Origin of the sequence: Acetobacter senegalensis (genome assembly GCF_001499615.1) — a bacterium.
Lineage (GTDB): Bacteria > Pseudomonadota > Alphaproteobacteria > Acetobacterales > Acetobacteraceae > Acetobacter > Acetobacter senegalensis.
The window spans coordinates 2,536,854-2,557,178 of sequence record NZ_LN606600.1 but is presented as its reverse complement, the minus strand read 5'-3'; the positions used below and the strand labels follow the sequence as shown (position 1 = coordinate 2,557,178).

Annotated in this window: 17 protein-coding genes; 11 read left to right on the top strand and 6 right to left on the bottom strand. The window is 48.3% G+C overall.

Features of this window, described 5'->3' with window-relative positions; translation table 11 throughout:
* Window positions 1-295 precede the first annotated feature (295 nt).
* Window positions 296-1,909: an ISL3 family transposase gene (locus tag ASN_RS11955; protein ID WP_082666820.1), complete on the top strand. Its 1,614-nt coding sequence runs from the start codon at window positions 296-298 to the stop codon at window positions 1,907-1,909.
* Between the two features lie 310 nt (window positions 1,910-2,219).
* Here ASN_RS11955 and ASN_RS11945 read toward each other — a convergent pair whose 3' ends face one another.
* Together ASN_RS11945 and ASN_RS11940 are read right to left on the bottom strand one after the other, a co-directional pair.
* Window positions 2,220-3,272: an IS110 family RNA-guided transposase gene (locus ASN_RS11945; protein WP_058988301.1), complete on the bottom strand. Its 1,053-nt coding sequence runs from the start codon at window positions 3,270-3,272 to the stop codon at window positions 2,220-2,222.
* A gap of 147 nt (window positions 3,273-3,419) precedes the next feature.
* Window positions 3,420-4,391, bottom strand: coding sequence for a PDDEXK family nuclease (locus ASN_RS11940; RefSeq protein WP_058988300.1), 972 nt, complete (start codon window positions 4,389-4,391; stop codon window positions 3,420-3,422).
* Between the two features lie 335 nt (window positions 4,392-4,726).
* Here ASN_RS11940 and ASN_RS11935 point away from each other — a divergent pair, with 335 nt between their 5' ends.
* From ASN_RS11935 to ASN_RS11920, 3 genes are all read left to right on the top strand, one after another.
* Window positions 4,727-5,107: a DUF4365 domain-containing protein gene (locus ASN_RS11935; protein ID WP_058988299.1), complete on the top strand. Its 381-nt coding sequence runs from the start codon at window positions 4,727-4,729 to the stop codon at window positions 5,105-5,107.
* Window positions 5,108-5,152: 45 nt separating this feature from the next.
* Window positions 5,153-6,504 (top strand): IS3 family transposase gene (locus ASN_RS11925; protein ID WP_099048284.1). Its coding sequence is split into 2 segments (ribosomal slippage): window positions 5,153-5,489 and window positions 5,489-6,504, totalling 1,353 coding nucleotides; the frame shifts between segments, so codons are not numbered across the junction.
* Window positions 6,505-6,596: 92 nt separating this feature from the next.
* A complete protein-coding gene (locus tag ASN_RS11920; protein ID WP_058988298.1) occupies window positions 6,597-6,974 on the top strand; it encodes an LPD7 domain-containing protein in 378 nt (125 codons plus the stop codon).
* A 59-nt stretch (window positions 6,975-7,033) separates the two neighbouring features.
* On the opposite strand, the gene ASN_RS11915 is transcribed toward ASN_RS11920, so the two are convergent.
* Window positions 7,034-8,238 (bottom strand): IS3 family transposase gene (locus ASN_RS11915; RefSeq protein WP_407922313.1). Its coding sequence is split into 2 segments (ribosomal slippage): window positions 7,034-7,968 and window positions 7,968-8,238, totalling 1,206 coding nucleotides; the frame shifts between segments, so codons are not numbered across the junction.
* Window positions 8,239-8,305: 67 nt separating this feature from the next.
* Here ASN_RS11915 and tnpA point away from each other — a divergent pair.
* The 3 genes from tnpA to tnpC all read left to right on the top strand — a co-directional run bounded on the left by tnpA (window position 8,306) and on the right by tnpC (window position 10,683).
* Complete coding sequence (gene tnpA / locus ASN_RS19270; protein WP_058986867.1) at window positions 8,306-8,665, top strand: IS66-like element accessory protein TnpA; 360 nt, start codon at window positions 8,306-8,308, stop codon at window positions 8,663-8,665.
* Window positions 8,662-9,009 (top strand): IS66 family insertion sequence element accessory protein TnpB, encoded by a 348-nt coding sequence (tnpB, locus tag ASN_RS11900; protein ID WP_010510701.1) that lies wholly within the window; start codon window positions 8,662-8,664, stop codon window positions 9,007-9,009. The genes tnpA and tnpB overlap by 4 nt, the downstream gene beginning before the upstream one ends.
* Window positions 9,010-9,072: 63 nt before the next feature.
* The gene (gene tnpC, locus ASN_RS11895; RefSeq protein WP_058986868.1) at window positions 9,073-10,683 is read left to right on the top strand and encodes an IS66 family transposase; all 1,611 of its coding nucleotides are present in this window, start codon (window positions 9,073-9,075) and stop codon (window positions 10,681-10,683) included.
* A gap of 249 nt (window positions 10,684-10,932) precedes the next feature.
* Here the strand turns inward: tnpC and ASN_RS11890 are convergent, their stop codons facing one another.
* Entirely contained in the window at window positions 10,933-12,012 is a 1,080-nt protein-coding gene (locus tag ASN_RS11890; protein ID WP_058988266.1) for an IS5 family transposase, read from the bottom strand.
* A gap of 228 nt (window positions 12,013-12,240) precedes the next feature.
* Window positions 12,241-14,643 (bottom strand): TonB-dependent receptor, encoded by a 2,403-nt coding sequence (locus ASN_RS11885; RefSeq protein ID WP_082666669.1) that lies wholly within the window; start codon window positions 14,641-14,643, stop codon window positions 12,241-12,243.
* A gap of 295 nt (window positions 14,644-14,938) precedes the next feature.
* Here ASN_RS11885 and ASN_RS11880 point away from each other — a divergent pair, with 295 nt between their 5' ends.
* The 4 genes from ASN_RS11880 to ASN_RS19705 are packed head-to-tail and all read left to right on the top strand — an operon-like array spanning window position 14,939 to window position 19,248.
* Window positions 14,939-16,279 carry an aspartate aminotransferase family protein gene (locus ASN_RS11880; RefSeq protein WP_082666668.1) on the top strand — a complete coding sequence of 447 codons (1,341 nt, stop codon included), beginning with the start codon at window positions 14,939-14,941 and terminating at the stop codon, window positions 16,277-16,279.
* On the top strand, window positions 16,272-17,600 hold the full coding sequence (locus tag ASN_RS18935) for an amino acid permease (RefSeq protein ID WP_082666667.1): 1,329 nt from the start codon (window positions 16,272-16,274) through the stop codon (window positions 17,598-17,600). Before ASN_RS11880 ends, ASN_RS18935 begins: the two co-directional genes overlap by 8 nt.
* 1 nt (window position 17,601) lies before the next feature.
* The gene (locus ASN_RS18930) at window positions 17,602-18,606 is read left to right on the top strand and encodes a C45 family autoproteolytic acyltransferase/hydolase (RefSeq protein WP_082666666.1); all 1,005 of its coding nucleotides are present in this window, start codon (window positions 17,602-17,604) and stop codon (window positions 18,604-18,606) included.
* Between the two features lie 3 nt (window positions 18,607-18,609).
* Window positions 18,610-19,248, top strand: a complete 639-nt coding sequence (locus ASN_RS19705) for an aspartate/glutamate racemase family protein (RefSeq protein WP_157765174.1) — start codon at window positions 18,610-18,612, stop codon at window positions 19,246-19,248.
* A gap of 36 nt (window positions 19,249-19,284) precedes the next feature.
* Here the strand turns inward: ASN_RS19705 and ASN_RS11875 are convergent, their stop codons facing one another.
* Window positions 19,285-20,166: a MurR/RpiR family transcriptional regulator gene (locus ASN_RS11875; protein WP_058988296.1), complete on the bottom strand. Its 882-nt coding sequence runs from the start codon at window positions 20,164-20,166 to the stop codon at window positions 19,285-19,287.
* Window positions 20,167-20,325 lie beyond the last annotated feature (159 nt).

Below are 20,325 nucleotides of genomic sequence, written 5' to 3'. Positions count from 1 at the left end.
GATGGGGAGATCGTTCGATCTGAATGGAAGACACTCCGCAAGAGCCCGTGGTTTTCAAAAACCGCAGAACTGAATGGAACTTCCATCGCAGAAACCATCTTGGTCAGCAGTCTGAACACTGCAAAAACAGGCCGGACATATGGGTGCAAACGACACGGTCACACCGCTATTTTCCCCTTGCAAGACAGAGCCGTCCACATATGGGTTCTTCCGCACTTTTCGTGATGGGTATCTTGTACTGAGGTTCCGGAACTGGGAAATCCAGAAAGTCGTTCCCTTTCATGGATATTCCCCAGTGTCACGCCTTCGGTCTCTTGATCTTCCCCGTTCCCTCGTCGTTCGTCGTGTTGTTGCACTGGACAACAGAGTGGAGATCGAAGTCGGTCTGCGAAAGCGGAGTGCAGTGTGTCCGGACTGTCAGTGCCCGACACAACGCATTCACAGTTTCTATCAGAGAAAACTTGCGGATCTTCCATGGCAGGGCCGTCCAGCCACGCTGATCGTTTCTGTGCCGCGCTTTTTCTGCCAGACGATGCTTTGTCCACGTCGGACGTTTGTCATGCCCCTTGAGGGGATAACCGTGCGTCATGGCAGACAGACCACACGTCTTACCGATCTTCATTATTATATCGCCCATACCCTGGGCGGTTCCGCTGGTGCGCGAATGACCGTGCGCCTGTGTTGCCCCATCAGCGCCGATACTCTTGTCCGCCGTCTTCTCTCACGTGCGCAGAACACCACAAAAGGCACGGCCCGTACACGTGTGGTGGGGGTGGATGACTGGGCATGGCGGCGGGGACATCACTATGGAACGATTGTGGTCGATCTTGAGAAAAATGATGTCATTGACCTCCTGCCAGATCGGGACGCTGATACCCTTGCCCGATGGCTGCAGGTTCACCCCGGTATTGAAATCATTGCCAGAGACCGTGCCGGTGCTTATGCAGACGGATGCCGCAGAGGCGCACCATCCGCTCTTCAGGTGACAGACCGCTGGCATCTGCTGAAGAACCTGTCAGACGCTTTTGTCAGCATTCTGGACCGTTTTACGACGACTGTCAGGACCCTGACACGACAGCTGAACATATCAACGATAGTAAGCAAAATATCTGAAACAATCAGAACGCATCCAGAAGAGGCGCAGGCGGTCGTCAGGTCAGCCTCTGGAGAACGACGTGACATTCTTTTCAAGGAAGCTCTTGCCCTGAAAGCAGCGGGACACAGCATTCAGGCTATCGCCACAACGATCGGGGTAGAGAGAAAAACCGTGCGGCGCTGGTTTCAGCAGGGCCATGCACCACCATGGAAAAGGACGGTTCCGCCACGCAGCATACTCGTGCCTTACACAGCCCACCTGGAAAAGAGATGGTCCGAAGGATGTCGCAATAGTCGTCAGCTATGGCGGGAACTCCTGGAGCAGGGCTTTGCAGGACAATATGGCACCGTCTGGAAATGGGTGGTAACGCGACAGGGATGTTCCGCGAAACCCGTTTCTTCCGCGCATGTCGCTCCACCTTTGGGACGCAGACTTGCGCGGCTTCTCCTTGCAGATGATCCGTTATCTGCCGGACAGGAGGGACTGCTGGTTCCTGCCCTTCTGGAAGCCGAACCGCACCTTGCCGTCACACTCTGCTGGCTCAGGAAAATGCAGGCCCTGCTCTGTAAAAAGGGAGACACAGGCACGGAAGGCGATCTGAAGGCTTTGCTCAAAGAAGGAAAGACGACGCTGCTGTCACGTCTAATTCCCGCGCTTGAACGGGATGCGGCTGCCATTAAAGCGTCTCTCGTCACACCATGGACAACCAGCCCGGTTGAAGGACAGATCAGCCGACTGAAAATGATCAAACGCACCATGTTCGGAAGAGCGGGCTTTGAACTTCTCAGGGCCCGTGTCCTCAAGCCCGCATAATCAAAAACATCATCACGAAAAGTGCGGAAGAACCCATATGTGGACGGCTCTGTCTTGCAAGGGGAAAATAGCGGTGTGACCGTGTCGTTTGCACCCATATGTCCGGCCTGTTTTTGCAGTGTTCAGACTGCTGACCAAGATGGTTTCTGCGATGGAAGTTCCATTCAGTTCTGCGGTTTTTGAAAACCACGGGCTCTTGCGGAGTGTCTTCCATTCAGATCGAACGATCTCCCCATCTCCTCTTTGCAGGACTGCGGTATCGGCTCACACGATCACGTTCTTTTTCCGTGCATCGTGTTGGCCAATCTCGTCAGCAGGCGGCTGCCGCTGCCAGCGCAACAGCATCCATCGGTTTGCGATATGTTTCGCCGCTGGTCATCAGCTTCCATGCAATGCGTGCCATCCTGTTGGCCAGAGCCACAGCAGCGGGTTTCGGCTTCTTTCTGCTCAGAAGACTGAGAAGCCACGGCGTGGCGAGACGGCTCTGTCCGTTCTGCCTGACATGCCGGAGCACGGTGGTCGCGCCAACCACCAGCGTGCTTCTCAGGCGGCTGTCTCCAGCCCTGGTGATCCCGCCATGCCTGACCTTGCCACCTGAGGAATGATCACGAGGAGTGAGGCCTATCCACGCCGCGAAATCCCGCCCTGAGCGGAACAGGTGCGGATCCGGCGCCTTCATGAGCAGAAGAGCAGCAGCCAGAGGACCGATGCCCGGAATTCCGGACAGCCTGCGGCTCACCTCCTGACTTCGATGCCATGTGGCCAGCTTTTTATCGAGATCCCTGATCTGTTCCATCAGACCTTCATACTCTTCTGCCATCTGCGCAAACAGATCACGTGCTAGAGGTGGCAGCGTTTCTTCAGACGCAATCTGCTGAAGGAACGGGGCCACACGGGAGAGACCCACAGGGGCGGTCACTCCAAATTCTGCGGCATAGCCCCGAATGGAATTGGCCAGCTGGGTCCGCCTGCCAATGAGCCGCTCCCGCATGCCGACAAGCATGAGGGCTGCCTGCTGCCCAACGGTTTTGACAGGTACAAAACGCATGGTCGGCCGGCTCATCGCCTCACAGAGGGCCTCGGCATCTGCCGCATCATTCTTGCTGCGTCTGACGTAGGGTTTGACAAGCTGTGGCGCCATCAGCCGCACCTCGTGGCCAAGTGCACCAAGGGTTCTGGCCCAGTGATGGGACGCTCCACAGGCTTCAATGCCAATTACTGTGGGCGGAAGGTTCGCGAAAAACCGGATCATCTGATGTCGGCTCAGTTTCCGGCTCAGAACAACCCGCTCATCGGCATCCACGCCATGAAGCTGGAACACTTTTTTCGACGTATCCATGCCGATACGGATCAACTGGGACATGATGGTTTCCTCCACTGGACACTCAGCTCTTCAGTATCCTCTCAGGACCGCTGCGAGCCGTCCACACCATCAGTTCTCAGTGAAAATCAACACAGTGTTGTCAGATGAGTGTAGAAAGTCGGATTTCAGCATCCTTACATGAAAAAATTAGAAAGAGACATCTTCCATATCCCATGACGAGGTCGGTGGGAGAGCGCCCTTTGGAAGCGGTAGGTTTGTCACCACGAACAAATTCAAGATGTCGTCGCGATCCATGAACATGACTTGAGAGCGCTTACTAGCGTCGAGTTTGTTACCGATCCAATTACGCGCTTGCTTTGTTATTTCGCCGCCTGCGACGATGAATGCATGATCAACGAGGACACGTCGGCTGGTCTCTGGGTCAAAAATTTCGTGTCCAAGCATCATTGTGAGCTGAGTATAGATCTCGGCGACATTGCGAGTGCTGATGCCCGAAGCATCAAGCTTTCCTTTTTTGGCCTGAATGCCAAAATATAATACGTGAAGCGTGGGCAGAGTGTATTTCATCCATACATCTTTGCCGTATTCGAGTGCTTTATCTTTATGACCCGCGGCTGTGATGCGATGAAAGCCGAGTTGCCGGAATAACGGAATAAGGACATCCTCGATCAGTTCGTCTTCGGAGCAGCGATTGAGGTATCCAATGAGCTGATCACGACGCTGCAGCTCGGATGGAGTAAAAGGCCGGTGAGGATTGGCTATCTGTGCGATAGTATTGGTCGCGATATGTTTGATCTGACCGATGCCATGCTCATCATAAAATGCGCTCCACCCCTCTCGCGCGAGAACGGTATTGAGGGATGCTAAAGCGAGGCTGCGTTCAGCATCGTCATTTACGCCTTCACTTCGGTCGAGCAAGCGTCTAATCACATGCACGAATGGATCAGGCATAGCGATGGGTGATGCGCTTGGCATTGCCAAGATTTCCGCGATCTTTTCAGCGGCCCAAATCGAGCGTGTTTCACCTTGGTGCACATATTCGAGGTCACAATCCTCAAAGAATTCTGTGATATACTTGCTGGAGCGGTAATGGAAATGCTCGGCATCCCCTACCACCATTTGAGCGAACTCTCGTAGATTGCGCGGTTTCCATTTCATTAGAAGAATATAGCCTGACAGTAGATTGCAATGCACCCACCTTCGTCACTGCTACACTACAATGTCTGCTTACAGGATGATTTTACTTAAGAAAGCACGTCTGCAATGAAGGCGATAGCCGCTTGTCTGCTCATGTATTGCTGAGCAGACAGGCAGATCAGGGGGACAGCAGAATGTCGGCTCTCGGGATGAAGCGACAAGAAAGCTAACATTTTCGTCTGCTCCTCTTAAGGTCCCTCGCAGAACTTCTACGAAATCTATACTCAACGCAGTGTGATTCAACCCTCGAATCGGTAATAACCGTATGGGGAATCTAAAAACTGGAAGTCTGGACCATGCCGAGAAACTACGCGACCGAACGAAAGGGCATTGCCGCTATTCAGTCCAAGTTGGCGGAACTTGAATTAATTTGGCGAGAAACTTCGACCGGAGATTTTGGCATCGACGGGCACATAGAGTTTCTTGACGAAAACAGCGAACCGACCGGTATGATGGTAGGTGTTCAAGTGAAATCAGGACAGTCGTATTTTCGTGGTGAAACGGACGACACCGTGCCCTACACCGCAAACGACAAACACCAGAAATATTGGGAGCATTATCCTGTGCCCGTGCTCCTCATTCTTTATCACCCTGATCGTAAGGAAACTTTGTGGGTAGATGCCCGTCAGGAGTTTCTGTCCGCCGTCAGGATCTATGGGACGAAATTGGTGAATTGAATAATGGAGGATTTCTGGCTCATCGTAACGACGAAGGAGTGAAGTATGAGCCAGAAATCCTTGCCGGAGACGACATCGGGGGAACGGTTGATCCGCGATATCCGCCGGGCGACGCGTCGGCAGTATTCGGCGGAAGAGAAGATCCGCATTGTGCTTGATGGCCTGCGGGGCGAGAGCAGCATAGCTGAGCTGTGCCGCCGTGAAGGTATTGCCGAAAGCCTGTATTATTCCTGGTCGAAGGAGTTTCTTGAAGCCGGGAAGAAACGACTTGCGGGCGATACGGCGCGTAACGCCACAACCAGTGAAGTCCGTCATCTGCGTGACGAGGCGCGGGCCCTGAAAGAGGTCGTGGCCGAGCAGACACTGGAACTGCGCCTGCTTAAAAAAAGCATGATCGGGGCTGGGGGAGACCCCGCATGAGATATATGGCTTCGGAAAAGCTCGAGATCATCCGCCTTGTCGAGCAATCAGCCCTGCCGGTTCGGCAGGTTCTCGGCAAGATTGGTATCCCGCGTTCAACCTTTCACCGCTGGTGCGATCTCTATCGGACGGGCGGCCCGGAAGCCCTGGCGGACAAACCCTCTGGACCCAATCGGATATGGAACCGCATCGCGGACGATATCCGTGCACAGATCATTGATCTGGCGCTGGAGACGCCGGAACTGTCGCCTCGTGAAATTGCCGTGCGGTTCACCGACGAGCAGGGCTATTTCGTCTCGGAAGCCTCGGTCTATCGCCTGCTCAAGGCCCATGACCTGATCACCAGTCCGAAATTCATCGTCATCAAGGCGGCGGAGAGCTTCCATACAAAAACAACAGCGCCGAACCAGCTCTGGCAGACGGATTTCACCTATCTCAAGGTTATCGGATGGGGATGGTTCTATCTGTCGACCATCCTTGATGATTTCTCACGCTACATCATCGCCTGGAAGTTGTGCACGACCATGGCCGCATCCGATGTGACGCAAACGCTGGAACTCGCCTTGCAGGCATCAGGGCTTCATCAAGCCACGGTCAGACACCGGCCGCGACTGCTCTCCGATAACGGCCCCTGTTATGTTGCTGACGAACTCGCGAAATGGCTAAATCAGAACAGCATCGATCATGTGCGTGGCGCTCCCAACCATCCCCAGACACAGGGGAAGATCGAACGTTGGCACCAGACGCTCAAGAACCGCGTGCTTCTTGAGCATTATTATCTGCCTGGAGATCTCGAAAGCCAGATCGAGGCATTCGTCGAAAACTATAATCAGCGCCGCTATCACGAGAGCCTCAACAATCTCACGCCGGCAGATGTCTGGTTCGGACGGGGGCAGACAATCCTGCTCGAACGTGAGCGCATCAAAAGAGCTACCATCCAGAAACGACGCTTGCTTCATCAGCAGCGTGCCGCCTAAACATCATAATCAGATGGGCCAGACCCTCCGTTATTTCACACCATCCATAGTCCCAAATCTTTCGACGACGGACACCGGGCTTCAGGTCTGTCGTGCGGGGAGCCTATGTCCATTATTGCAGACTTACCGATCCAGAACATATTGCCTTTTCCGATCGTGGCGATCGGATCGATGTCTGCGACACCACAGATCGGGAAATCATCCTGGCATCCTTGCAACTAGCAGCCAGCAGATGGGGTCAAGTCAAAATTACCGGGACCGATGAGTTCAAAGCGCGCGTTGTGGACCTTGCCGTTGAGTACGGCTTTCGGTTGAAGAACGAGGATCTTCGCCAGACCGTCGAAAAAAAACGGAAAGAGGCAGAAAAACTCAAAATTTCAGCGCGAAAGGAAAGAGAAGAAAAAGAAGGGCAGTCCTCCTCCACAAAACGCTCACTCTCCCATAAATCTTCACAGCAGTTTGAACGATGACAAAAAGAGGTGGACCCGTCTGTTCGGACAGTTTTTGGGTTTGAATAAGCTATACCCGGTTATTGGTATGCCGCCATTCTGACGGCGTTGCTGTTGGCCCTCTGGTCCTGGGTTACCCCCGGACCAGAGGTCGTCGGCGCGCCATGATACGCCTCATCGGGCGTGCGTCCAGCCAGTACCGTATGCGGTCGCCTTTCGTTACAATGGGCGATCCACCTGCCAAGCCCGGCCCTCAGCTCTGATCCGGTCTCGAATGCGTGCAGGTAGACGCATTCGTATTTCAGCGACCGCCACAGACGCTCAATGAACACGTTGTCCAGCCAGCGCCCACGTCCATCCATGCTGATGCGGATCTGACGCTCTTCCAGGAGCCCGGTGAAACGGGGCGTCGTAAACTGCGACCCTTGGTCAGTATTGAAAATTTCCGGGGCGCCATAGCGCGTAAAGGCATCCTGTAGCGCCTCGATACAGAACTCCGTGTCCATCGTGTTCGACAGACGCCAGGACAGCACCTTGCGCGTGAACCAGTCCATGATCGCCACAAGGTATAGGAAGCCCTTGCGCATCGAGATGTAGGTGATGTCTGAGCACCAGACCTGATTGGGACGATCAATGACCAGATCCCGCAGCAGATACGGATATTTCCGATGCTCCGGATGGGGCACACTCGTGCACGGCTTCTGGTAGATCGCCCGCAGACCCATAATCGCCATGAGCCGCCGGACACGCTTGCGCCCCACTTCATGTCCGAGGCAGCGCAGATGCCATGTCATCTGCCGCGAGCCATAATACGGCGTTTCCAGGAACTGAGCGTCGATCAGCCGCATCAACGCCAGATTGGCCTCGTTCTGTAGCACAGGCCGATAGTACACGCCCGACCGGTTGAGTTGTAGCAGCGTGCATTGCCGGATGATCGGCAGACGCGCTCGCTTCGGGTCAATCATCTGCCGCCTCTGATCACGCCCAACCGAGCAGAGGCATCGCGTAAAAAATCCCGTTCCACGAGAAGCTCGCCTATCTTCGCGTGCAGTTTCTCCACATCAGCCGGACTGACCGGAGGCTCAGACACCCTCTTTCCGGAAAAGGTCGCTGCCATCCCCTCGATCGCCTGCCGTTTCCATTGAGCGATCATCGTCTGATGCACGCCATGTTTCGACGCCAGTTCCGCCAGCGTCAGTTCGCTACGGATCGCTTCCAAGGCAACCCGTGATTTGAACTCCGCTGCATATCTCTTGTAACCGGCCGTTTGAGGCCGCCTTATGATTAAAGATTGTGACTGGTAACTTACCGTCGTTAACGACGTCGTTATTGACGTCATTTGAGAGGTAAGAATGGCCCAGGAAATCCTGATTGGTGTTGAACGCCGTCGCCGCTGGTCGGATGAACGCAAACTGGCGATACTGTCTGAAGTTGGTGTGGATGGAGCGAGTGTATCGGATGTGGCACGTCGGCATGACCTGACCCGCCAACACCTTTACCAATGGCGGAGTTCATTCCGTCAAAGACTATCTTCGCCAGATCAGTCTGTGGCGTTTATTCCTGTTGCTTCAGTGACGACACCTGCTGTGACATCTGGCGGTGGACCTGACGAACTGGCCATAGTGCTGCGCAATGGCCGTAGTATCAGGGTGACGGGACATCCTGCCGAAGATCTTCTGGCCCGGGTCATCCAGATTGCGGAGACGGCATGATTGGCGTGGGCAACGGCGTGCGTGTCTATCTGGCCTGCGGGGTGACCGATATGCGCAAGGGCATATCGGGTCTGGCAGCACTGGCACAGGACGTGCTGCGTCAGAACCCGACATCAGGGGCGCTCTTTGCTTTTCGTGGTCGCCGTGGCGACAGGATCAAGCTTCTGATGTGGGACGGTCAGGGGTTCTGTCTTTATTACAAGGTGCTTGAGAAGGGACGTTTTCCATGGCCGTCTCCGGCAGAGGGCGTTGCACGCCTGACGACAGCACAGATGGCCATGCTGTGGGAAGGCATGGAGTGGAGACGCCCTTCCTGGTCTGCACCACCGTCTCGCGTAGCCTGATTTTTATGGCGTGATCGTGTAGAACCTTTTGAATTTTCTTAGATTTTCTGCTATTTTTTCATAATGACGCCTGCACCCGTGGTCCTGCCTGATGATCCGGATATCCTGAGGGAAATGATTGTTTCCCTGCAGACCGAAGTGGCCCGGCTTTCTGCGTCGGCCCGTGCGTATGAGGCTCTTGTCCAGTCTCTCAAAATCCGGATCGCACGCCTTCAGAAACAGAAATTCGGGGCCAGTTCAGAAAAGATAGACCGTGAGATTGAACAGCTCGAACTGCTCCTTGAAGATGTAAAAATCGCCATCGCGGCAGCCGATCCTTCTCCTGATATCAGGGAGCATGATGTCAGCGATGATGCAGTCTCTCCCCCACGGCAGCGTGGCAAACCACAGGTTTCTGACACGACACCACGGGAGCGTATTGTTCTCGACCCGGGTGAGGCCTGTCCTGCCTGTGGCGGTCCTCTGCGTCTTGTAGGCGAAGATGTCACCGAAATACTGGACTTTATTGCGGCAAAACTGAAAGTTGTCGAAACGGCACGGCTGAAGAAATCCTGCCGCCATTGCGAAACGATGGTGCAGCCTGAAGCACCGTCGCGCCCTGTTCCACGGGGGATGGCTGGCCCCGGGCTTCTGGCCCATATCCTGGTCTCGAAATTCGATGACCATATCCCGCTTTATCGTCAGAACGAGATCTTTGCCCGTCAGGGTGTGGACATTCCCCGTTCAACCCTGATCGACTGGTGTGGTCAGGCCGTTGCCGTTCTGCGTCCTCTCACAGATCTGATCCGTCAGGATGTCGTAAAGGCAGACCTGCTGCATGCCGATGATACACCCATCCAGGTTCTTGATTCCCGTCTGCGCCAGGCTGGGAAACCACGTGGTGTGAAGGAAGGGCGGATCTGGACCTATCTGCGCGATCCCCGCCCCTGGGGCGGGAGTGATCCGCCCGCCGTGGCCTACTGGTTCTCTCCCGATCGCAAGGGGATCAATCCCCAGACCCATCTGGCACAGTTCCGGGGCATTCTGCAGGCTGACGCCTACGCGGGGTTCAGGGATCTGTATAAACCCGATGCAACGGGAACCGTGCATGTGCGCGAAGCGGCCTGCTGGGCTCATCTCCGCAGGGCCTTCCATGATGTCTGGAAGGGCAGTGATTCGACAATCGCAAGGGAAGCACTCGAGCAGATCGGGGAACTCTACGATATCGAGCGGCAGCTCACCGGGTCTCCTGCTCCGTATCGTCTGGCTGTCCGACAGGAAAAAAGCCGCCCTCGTGTCACAGCATTCCACGCATGGTGCGAAACACAGCTCGCCCGTATCCCTGGCAAGGGGGAACTGGCAAAAGCAATCCGTTATGCGCTCAACCGGTGGGCAGCCTTTACCCTCTTCCTCGAAGATGGTCGTGTTGCCATCGACAACAATCCTGCCGAACGGGCCATACGACCGGTATGCGTCGGGCGGAAAAACTATCTGTTTGCCGGTTCAGACGCCGGGGGCGACAACATCGCTGATGCCATGACGCTTATCGAAAGCGCAAAACTTTCAGGCCTCAACCCGCACGATTACCTCGCCGATGTTCTCGCCCGCATCAACGAACACAAGATCAACCGCCTCCACGAATTGTTGCCATGGAACTGGCAACCCGCGAATACGCTTCACAAAAAGGCCGCATAATCAAGGCGGCACAGAACGGCCGGTTACTATCTCTTGCGCGTAACCTTGCCCATAAAACCCGTCCTCTTTCAGGTCGGATTATAGCTTAGACACCTGTCCGAAGAACGGGGTCCACCTGGAGGGATCGAAGAACCGTCAATTGATGTGCGTGGCCCGTGATTTCTGGCTTTTGGCGATTTGATTGACGGTTTTTGCGATGGCATCCGGTCTGCGTTTTGAGCAGATTGGGCGCTGTTATCCGCTTGATAGCTACGCTGTGGTGCTGATCCGCTGCAGGAAGAGGAAGCGGCGCATGTTGTAGACGATATTGGCCAGGCCGATCCTCATGGTGGCTCGACTGATACCGACAGTCCGGACAAACAGCCCCGTCTGTGACTTCTGATCGGCAAAGACATGCTCGACACGCGAGCGGATGACCGACTTTCCAGCATTTGATTTCTGGATATGCCGGGGCATAGGCTTGAGATGCGGCTTTTTGCGATGAACCTTGGAAACAAATCCCTGCTTTTCCATGAAGTCTTCGTTGGCTTTTGAGCGATAGGCCGTGTCAGCCCAGACACTTGAGGCCGTATTGGTTTTATCCAGCAGCCCCTCTCTCAATCTCGCGCCATCACTGGCGGCGGCATGCGTTGTTTTCCATTTCCGGATGAACCGGTATTTCCGATCGATGGAAACATGCGATTTATAGCCAAAGAACGGGATGGCGAGATCACTGGATGGCATGGTTCCATCATCCTGCAGCTTCGCTTTGGTGAACTTTAGCGTCCAGCGCGCATGACGATCCTTGTGCGACAGCTTTGACGGCTTGTCCTGCCAGTCTTCAGGAATACGTCCTTCCCGAAGATCGGCTTTCTCTGCGTTGGTGTTCCGCTGCTTTGGAGCCGCTACCAGTGTGGCATCCAGGATCTGGCCGGACATCGGCAAATACCCGGCGTTGCGCAGGGTCGCATCAAAGCGGTTGAACAGCCCATCGATCGCACCCGCCTGGGTCAGACGCTCGCGAAACAGCCAGACCGTTTTGGCATCCGGCACCCGATCTGAAAGTCCCAGCCCAAGGAAACGCATAAAGGAGAGGCGATCGTTGATCAGATATTCCGTCCGCTCATCAGACAAATTGTTGAGCGTCTGGATCACCAGAATTTTGAACATCAGCACCGGATCAAATGGCGGTCGTCCGCCTTTGCTTCCGTCAGAATACGCCAGAACCTTCTCCAGGTCAGGGCGGAAGACTTCAAAATCCACAGTCCGGGAAAATGCTTCGAGCTGATCACCAAGCCCGCTCAGCCGGGCAAGCCGCTCTTCAACGTCAAAAAATCCCGCCTGCTTCATGATCCATACTCCAATCAACGCAAGGAAAATGGAATCACAGAGCAGACCTCAATACCAGAGGGTTTTTCGAACCCTCCACCTCTCTATGATAGCAATAGATGATAAAAGAAAAGACGGCTTATGAGACATAATAGCTCTCAAAAGCCGCCTTCAAACGTTAGTTGATCTCTTTTATTTCTAATCGTGTTACAAAATAAATAAGAGCATACAAGCGCGAGATAGAGAATTTTAGAAGTCAATTCGTAAAGCGCCAAAGAACATTCTTGGTGCGCCAGGAAGCAAGGATTGTGTAGTCAAGGCACCAGACGAGATACTCATTGGGTTCCCGCTTTCGCCCATCGTAGAAATGTATTTTGTGTTAGTCAGATTAGAAATATCAAAAGAAAGTTCGATATTTTCTACTCCTTTAGGAAGTTTTATAATTCCGCCGCGAGGTGCTCCAAGCTTGTATTTAATGCCCATATTAGTCATCCAATACGATGGAACTTTGACGTCGCCTACGTAGGAGTAGTTTCTTGATCCCATGTATTCAGCATCAATATGTGCCATTACGGCACCGTAGGTATAAGACATGCTAGAATTATACATAAAATGTGGATAATTGACGACTTGCTTTCCTTTGGTCGCATAAACACTACCGCCGTCAGACATATTCTGGTCATATGTTGCATGATTGTAACTTATTGAATTAGAAATATGGAAATTCTCAAAAGGTGTAATTGTCAGTCCTGCATCTACGCCATTCATGGTCACACCACCGACATTCGAAACAGTCGAGATCGGGTTGATAAGAGAACCAGCTGTAATTTGTTGTAGCCGATTATTGAAGTTGGTTCTGTAGGCGTAAACAGAGGCAGCTATGAGTTTATCTGTATAGCGATAACCTACGGCATATGTCCATGCAGTTTCAGGCTTGAAAGAGTTCTTACCGAGGTCAAAGGCGGTTTGCGAAATGGCAAATGGAGAATTAGATAAATGATAGCCCGATTGCGCATAAGTATGCATATTTTCGGAAATATCAAAAAATAATTCGTGATTCTTCAAGAATCTCCAGTCTGCTCCAATATGAGGTAAAAATGCTTTTGCAGACGTAAGGCTTTCGCTACTGGTAATAGTGGATCCTGCACCATAATAACCCTGATTGATGTAACCGTCTCCTACCCGTGTAGTGCTTAAAATTGACTTGAAACCAAAATGTAATGCTAGATTCTTAATAGGTTTATAGGTGTCGTTCACAAATGCTGTCATAGTATTTGTGCTATAATTTTGGTTATATATTTTCGCAAAGGGGCTACGCCACCACACACGCCCATTTGGTACGCTTCCTTCGATAACTCCATTTGTAACTAATGGCATAGAATAGGCATACATAGGGGAAAGATATGTATTATTTTCATACCAAACGCCTGCGCCAATCTGATTTTTAGCCACATCGTAGTGAATGGCGGAAAGAATGCCAAACCTTCGAATAGCCGGCTGCTTTGAAAGTTCGCTCAAAGGTGCACCATTCGGAGAAGGAAAATAAGGTGTAGTCCAATGTGTTTGGTTTGTTTCTCCATGTCCGTAAGCTGTTGTAGACCATGTCAGATTATGAGCAAGGTTGATGTCTGCTTTTGCTCCGCCAAAATAATCAGATGAGCTTGTGGCGCCATCATAATAAGAAGCATCAGCAGGATCGGAAAGTTTGTTATAACCGGCTGGGTAGTTACCAAGAGCCGCCTGATATGCAGCAAGATAACCGCTTGCTTTGCCATTGTAGTAGTTTGAGACTCTTTGGCCTAATTTACTGATAATTTCCGGTGAAAGATCCTGATAACCATCGTTATGAAGGTCACTCCAATCAAAGAAAACCGACAGTTTACCTCTTCGGCCCAGGGGTTGGACTAATTTGGCATTAAGTTGCTGCATGAAGTTCTCACCGCCTCCTCGCCAATAGCGATTATCATTTCTCATATATGATACAAAAAACTTCGTTCCCGAAGAATTAAGGCGACCGCTATCGAAACGTGCAAACGTGTGATAAAGTCCATATGATCCAAAACCTTGTCGTAACGTACCGCCAAGCTTGTCTTTTGGGTCAACGGAATGATAACTGAGTGATCCTCCTAAATTACTGGTCGAGGCAATTTCTTCCGCCCCGGCAGATTGGGAGACGTCAATTCTTTCAACATTTTCTGAAGATACTGCCGTGATTGGATTGAGACCGTTATAGTTACGGTAAGTTACTTCTCCTAAGGGCATACCATCTAATGTCATGCCTAACTCTTGTTGCTGGAAGCCATGCATAAACACCTGGCTAGACCAAACATCTACACCTTGAGCATCAGCTGATTGATACATAATGCCGGGTAGTCGTGCTAAAGCTTTTAAAGGGTTAGATCCTGGAGGCTGTTCTGCAATTCTATTCTGCCCGAGCGAAACAATTGTCCCATGCACTCTTCGGGCACCACTGACGGATAGACTTTCCTCTTGGGCTGCGAGACTACTTGATGCATGTCTTTTTGCAGATATTTTCCTTAGTTGTGGTGAAGCTGGTTTATATTTTTCACTTTTTGCATACGCATATGAAAAACTAAGGACTGTCGACGTAACAAGCATAGCTGAGAAAAAAAATTTCTTTTGTATTTTCATTTCTTTATATGCCTAACCTCTTCTAACGATCACATTAGAAAACATGATCATTGCCATTCCGATATCAAAATATTTAAGGAGGCTGGCATCAGGAGTCAATACATATGTTGCATTTCTATAAAAAAATGATACGAGTGTTTCATGTTCGATTTTGTATGCCCCACCAGGGCGTGCTGCATAGTTTAGGAGAGAAAAAATGATGAACTTTGTAATAATATAAATATTAAACGCAACAGACAATAAAGTTAAGACTATGCAATGACTCGCGCTGCATAGTAAAAATAAGGAATTAGTTATGACTTATTTATTTCACCGCTCTTTAAACAACACACCTCCTGCCATTGTCGGTGGATTAGGAATAAATCTATGGGATAGTGCAGGTAATACTTATATCGATGCTTCTGGAGGTGCTGCTGTGTCATGCCTAGGTCACGGTCATCCAGCAGTTATCGCTGCCATAAAAAAACAGGTCGACGAAATCGCCTATGCACATACGGGTTTTTTTACATCGGAACCAGCTGAAAAGCTTGCTGCAAATTTAGTCCAATCAGCTCCGAATGGACTTAATCATGTTTTATTGGTGAGCGGTGGTTCCGAAGCGGTTGAAGCAGCAATTAAAATGGCACGTCAGTATTATATTGAGAAAGGATATCCTCAGCGTTACAACATCATAGCAAGAAAGCAAAGCTACCACGGAAACACACTAGGCGCTCTTGCTACGGGAGGAAACATTCCCCGACGTGAAAATTTCTTACCTTTATTGATACAAACGCATCATATAGATCCCTGCTTTTATTTTCGATACAGTTATGATCAAGAAGACGAGGCATGTTATGCAGAGCGAGCAGCAAGATCTCTAGAAAACAAGATTCTTGAACTGGGACCGGAAACTGTTATGGCATTCGTTGCAGAAACAGTTGTTGGTGCAACAAGTGGCGCAGTACCTGCTGTTCTAGATTATTTCAAAAAAATACGCGAGATTTGTGACAGATATGGAATCCTCTTGATTTTAGACGAGGTTATGTGTGGCATGGGCCGCACTGGCTATCAGTGGGCATTCGAAGCTGAAGGAATACAACCTGATATTTGCACTATTGCGAAAGGTCTGGGCGGTGGCTATCAGCCGATCGGAGCAGTGATCGCGACTGATGAAATTTACGACGCAATGAAGCTTGGGTCGGGTAGTTTTCAGCACGGGCACACTTACATGGCGCACCCTACTGCAGCAGCCGCAGCTTTAGCCGTTCAAGAAACAATCCAGCGGGAGAATTTGCTTTCAGCAGTGAAGGAAAGGGGAGATTATTTTGCGCAAATGCTCCGTAATTCTTTAGAAGATCTTGACTGTGTGGGAGACATCCGGGGAAGGGGTCTTCTATGGGGAGTGGAGTTAGTTCAAAATAAAAAAGACGGTAACCGCCCATTTTCTCCGTCAGTAAATTTGGCTACAAAATTAAAAAAAACAGCCTTTAAAAATGGATTAATAATATACCCAAATAGTGGAACCATAAATGGAAGAGACGGCGATCATATATTGCTAGCCCCTCCATTTATAATTAGTCATAATGAAATTGATAACGTTATTGCAATTTTAAAAAATAGCATAAAAGAGACAATGATGGATATTGATAATGTATGATAACGATCCTCCTCATGGAAACGAATTATCTTCGAATTTACAATCAAAACATGTTGTCATGATTGCGCTAGGAGGCGTAATTGGAGCCGGCTTCTTCGTAGGTTCATCAACGGCAATTGCCCAAGCTGGGCCTATTGTGTTGCTAGCTTATGCTGTCGCAGGTATTCTGGTTTTTTTTGTGAACGTTATGATGAAGGATCTAGCTTTATATTTTCCCGGAAAACAGTCTTTTCTTGGTCACATTGAGCTTACATTAGGAGGAAGAGCAGCTTTTCTCGCTGCATGGAGTTACTGGCTTATATGGGTAACAGTCGTTGCGATAGAAGCAATCGCGATGGCAAATATTTTAAGTGTCTTTATTGATTTTCCGAAAACGCCTATAGAGTTAACTTTTATTTTTATTATTACGGTAATGAACTGTTTATCCGTGGAAAATTATGGATTTTTAGAGTATGTGTTATCATTTATTAAAATAGCCGCAATTCTATTGTTTTTAATTATATGTATGGGATATGTCTGTAACGATTTTTCTATTGTTAAGAAAAATTTGCTGGTGTCGCAGGGTATAGCGCCGAATGGTTGGATTTCAATGGTTTGTGCGATTCCTACAATCGTATTTTCCATGGGGGGAAGCGAAATTGCGACAATAGCTGCAGTTGAATCCGGTGAAGACCGCAAGTCAATTTCAAATAGTATAAAATCAGTTGCATTAAGAATAGGAGGTTTATATCTGACATCTATTGTTTTTATTATTATCTGCATTCCATGGACTTCTATAAAATCTGGTCATTCTCCGTTTTTAGAAGTTCTGAAACAAATTGGCATTCCCTATGCGCAAATATTAATGGCATGTGTAATATTTATAGCTGCTCTTTCAGCGTTGAATTCAGGTGTGTATGTAACATCTCGTGTTCTGCATAATCTTGCTGTATCAGGAAATTCTTTAAAATATTTTGAAAAAACATCTGATAAAAATAAAATACCATTACGTGCTCTTATTTTTTCTTCGCTAACTTCGTCTATTATACTTTTAAGTAGTTTTTTTTCTTATTCCGAAATATTTTCTGTTCTCATGAGAGCAACAGGAATTTTCACAATATTTAATTATTTCCTTATAGCACTGGCAGCAAGGAAAATAAAAAATAATAATTATTATGCCTATTTTTCTATTTTTTTATTATGTTCTATTTTATTTTTTATGTCTTTAGTTGAAGACATGCGCGGCGATATACTTATTGGTTTAATCGCTTATTCTATAATACTCTTTATGTTGTTTATTAAAGAGCGAGTTGTAACCGCAAATAATATCCGGAGATCATGACATGTCGTCAATCATTCATAAGAAAATACAAGGCTCCCACTTTGAGATTGGACTGCAACTGGGTACAATTGGTAGAGATACTGTTCAGTCATACCTTATTAATTCGCCAAATTGGAAATTCCTTATGAATTTTCGTAAGGATCCAAGAGTGGCAGATATTCAAAGACAAGTAGAATATCATTTCCCTGAATATTATCAGGAATTAAAAGGTATGGCTGATGCCTGCGACGTTTCTTTAAACGATCTTTTCTTATGGAATTGTCGAGGAGATATTTTTCCAATATCTGGAGATGGTTGTACGACTGTTCAGGTTCCAGGAACCACTAAATTGGTGGCGCATAACGAAGATGGGGATCCTAATTTATATTTGGGGTGCGCGTATGTAACTGTCTCTCTGCCACAGGGAAATTCGTTCACCTGTTTTGTATATCCTGGTTCCATTCCTGGACACACATTTGGCGTCAATAATTTTAAACTAGTATCGACAATCAATAATATTCGTTCGCAAGAAATTGGAACAGGCATTCCAAGAATGATAATTACAAGAGCTATTCTTGATTGTTCTAATATAGAAAATGCTCTTAAACTATTGAAAAAATATTCTAGAGCTGGTGCTTTTCATATGACTCTTTCAACGCCTGTAGATAAACACATAAAAAGCGTTGAATTTACGCATACACAATCATCTTCAAGAGAAATCAATTCTACATCAGTCCACTCTAATCATCTCATACATGAAAAAATGTTTCGGTTGCCTCAAATCATTACAGCATCTTCGTACATCAGACAAAAGAAATCAGAAAATATAATTCGGAGTTCTTTTAATAATCCCTTAGATGTGCTCTGGAATAACTCTGATGCGGACTTTCCCACGTTTAGATCCTGTCCTGACGATCCTGATTTTGAGAATACTCTGTCTACAGCTGTTTTCGATATAGGTGATCGGAATGTAAATTTTCGTTTTTATGACAGAGATAAAAAAGAAGCACTCAACGGAGTAATATAAAAAATGAGCAAAATACATAAAATAAGAAAAATTGCTTTAATTCATGCTATGACAGCATCTAAATTACCCATAGAAAAAGCTTTTAAAACAGAATGGCCTGAAGTTTTAACTTTTAATATATTAGATGATAGTCTTCCTACAGATATTAGTAATATAAATAAAATTATTGATCTTAAATTTCTTTCATTGGTTGAATATTGTATTAAGAGCAAGGCAGATGCTGCTCTTTTTACATGTTCAGCATTTGAAAGTTCAATTGCACTATGTAAACGTGTCTACTCAGATTTTCCTATTTTCGGTCCATATGAGGGAGCACTACCACTCACCAAATCATATGGAAAAAAAATTGCTATTCTAGCTTCTTTTGAACCTACTCTTGAATCATTACCCCGATTATTTTCTCCAGACTACCAAATTGAGAAAATTTATGTAAAAGGCGCCCTACAAGCATTGAGGGAGGGCAATATATCTCTTCATAATCAGATCATCGGGCAAACTGTTGAAAAAATAAAAAATGTAGATGCTATATTACTAGCTCAATATAGCATGGCGTCTGCGAAAAAAGATGCCTCGGAATTAACAAATATACCTATAATTACAACACCAGAGAGTAATGTTTCTTTTATACGTAAGACTTTATAAATATTGCTTCTCTCTAATTTTATAAATTAAAAAGTCTTAACCTTTTTTATCTGATACAAATGTTGAGAGTTTTGATAGGCGTTTTTCTGTTTCGTGGAGTTGCTTCAAAGTGTCTTCGCCTCCTATTGCAAAAGAGGCAGACACGAGTGCTTGGACAATGGCAAATGCACCGGTCAGACTAGGGAAAAACCCAGGACTTTGTGCTGGGCTAAAAAGAAGGACGTGACATGCTCCTTCTGTAATAGGTGCAGCTAAACTGTCGACTATTGCAATAATCTTACAGCCTATGGATTGAGCCATTCGAGCTGTTCCCACGATTGATCTAGAATATGGAGCAAAGCTGATAAGAATAATTGTGTCTTCTTGCTCAATCGCTCCCATGTCGAGGTCTTCCGGTGTTCCGGCACCAATTAGACGAATATCTTTGGGTCTAAACAAACGAAGTTGGTAGTGCAGAGATTGAGCAATGGCGTGGCAGGAACGAAAACCGGCGAGCCAAATCCGTGGTGCTTGCATAATCTGCTTAGCTGCGCGGTCGATAGAAACAGGATCTAGCTGCTGGACTGCCACAGTATCGGCTAATAAAACCTCTCGAGCAATTTCAGCACTGAAAGAAATTTCGCCATGTTCATTTCTTTTTGAAGGATACTGTAATCGACTTGAAAAAGGTGCTGCGATATTAGCTCGTTCATATTCGATTAAATCTTCTCGTAAGGCCTCCCACCCTGTGTAGTTGACTGCACGTGCTAGCCTTGTAAATGTTGCTGGGCTAATGGCAGCAGCTGCTGCGATCTCACGCATTGAATGCGTTACAACATCGTACTGGTTATTTATGACATATCGTGCGGCAGCTTGCAGCCGTGTTGAAAGATTAGGCAAGTCCATACGAATGCAATCAATAGGGTTTTTTTTGATCATAATTCACGCATTTCATAAAAAATATACTTTATCAAACTAAAAACTAAATATTATTCAAGCCCATTTGGTTAGGGTGCCACAGGAAAAAACTCTTTCAAATGAAATTTACATTTAGCTCATCAAGACGTCAAGAACAATTGGCAACTTTGAAGTGTAGAT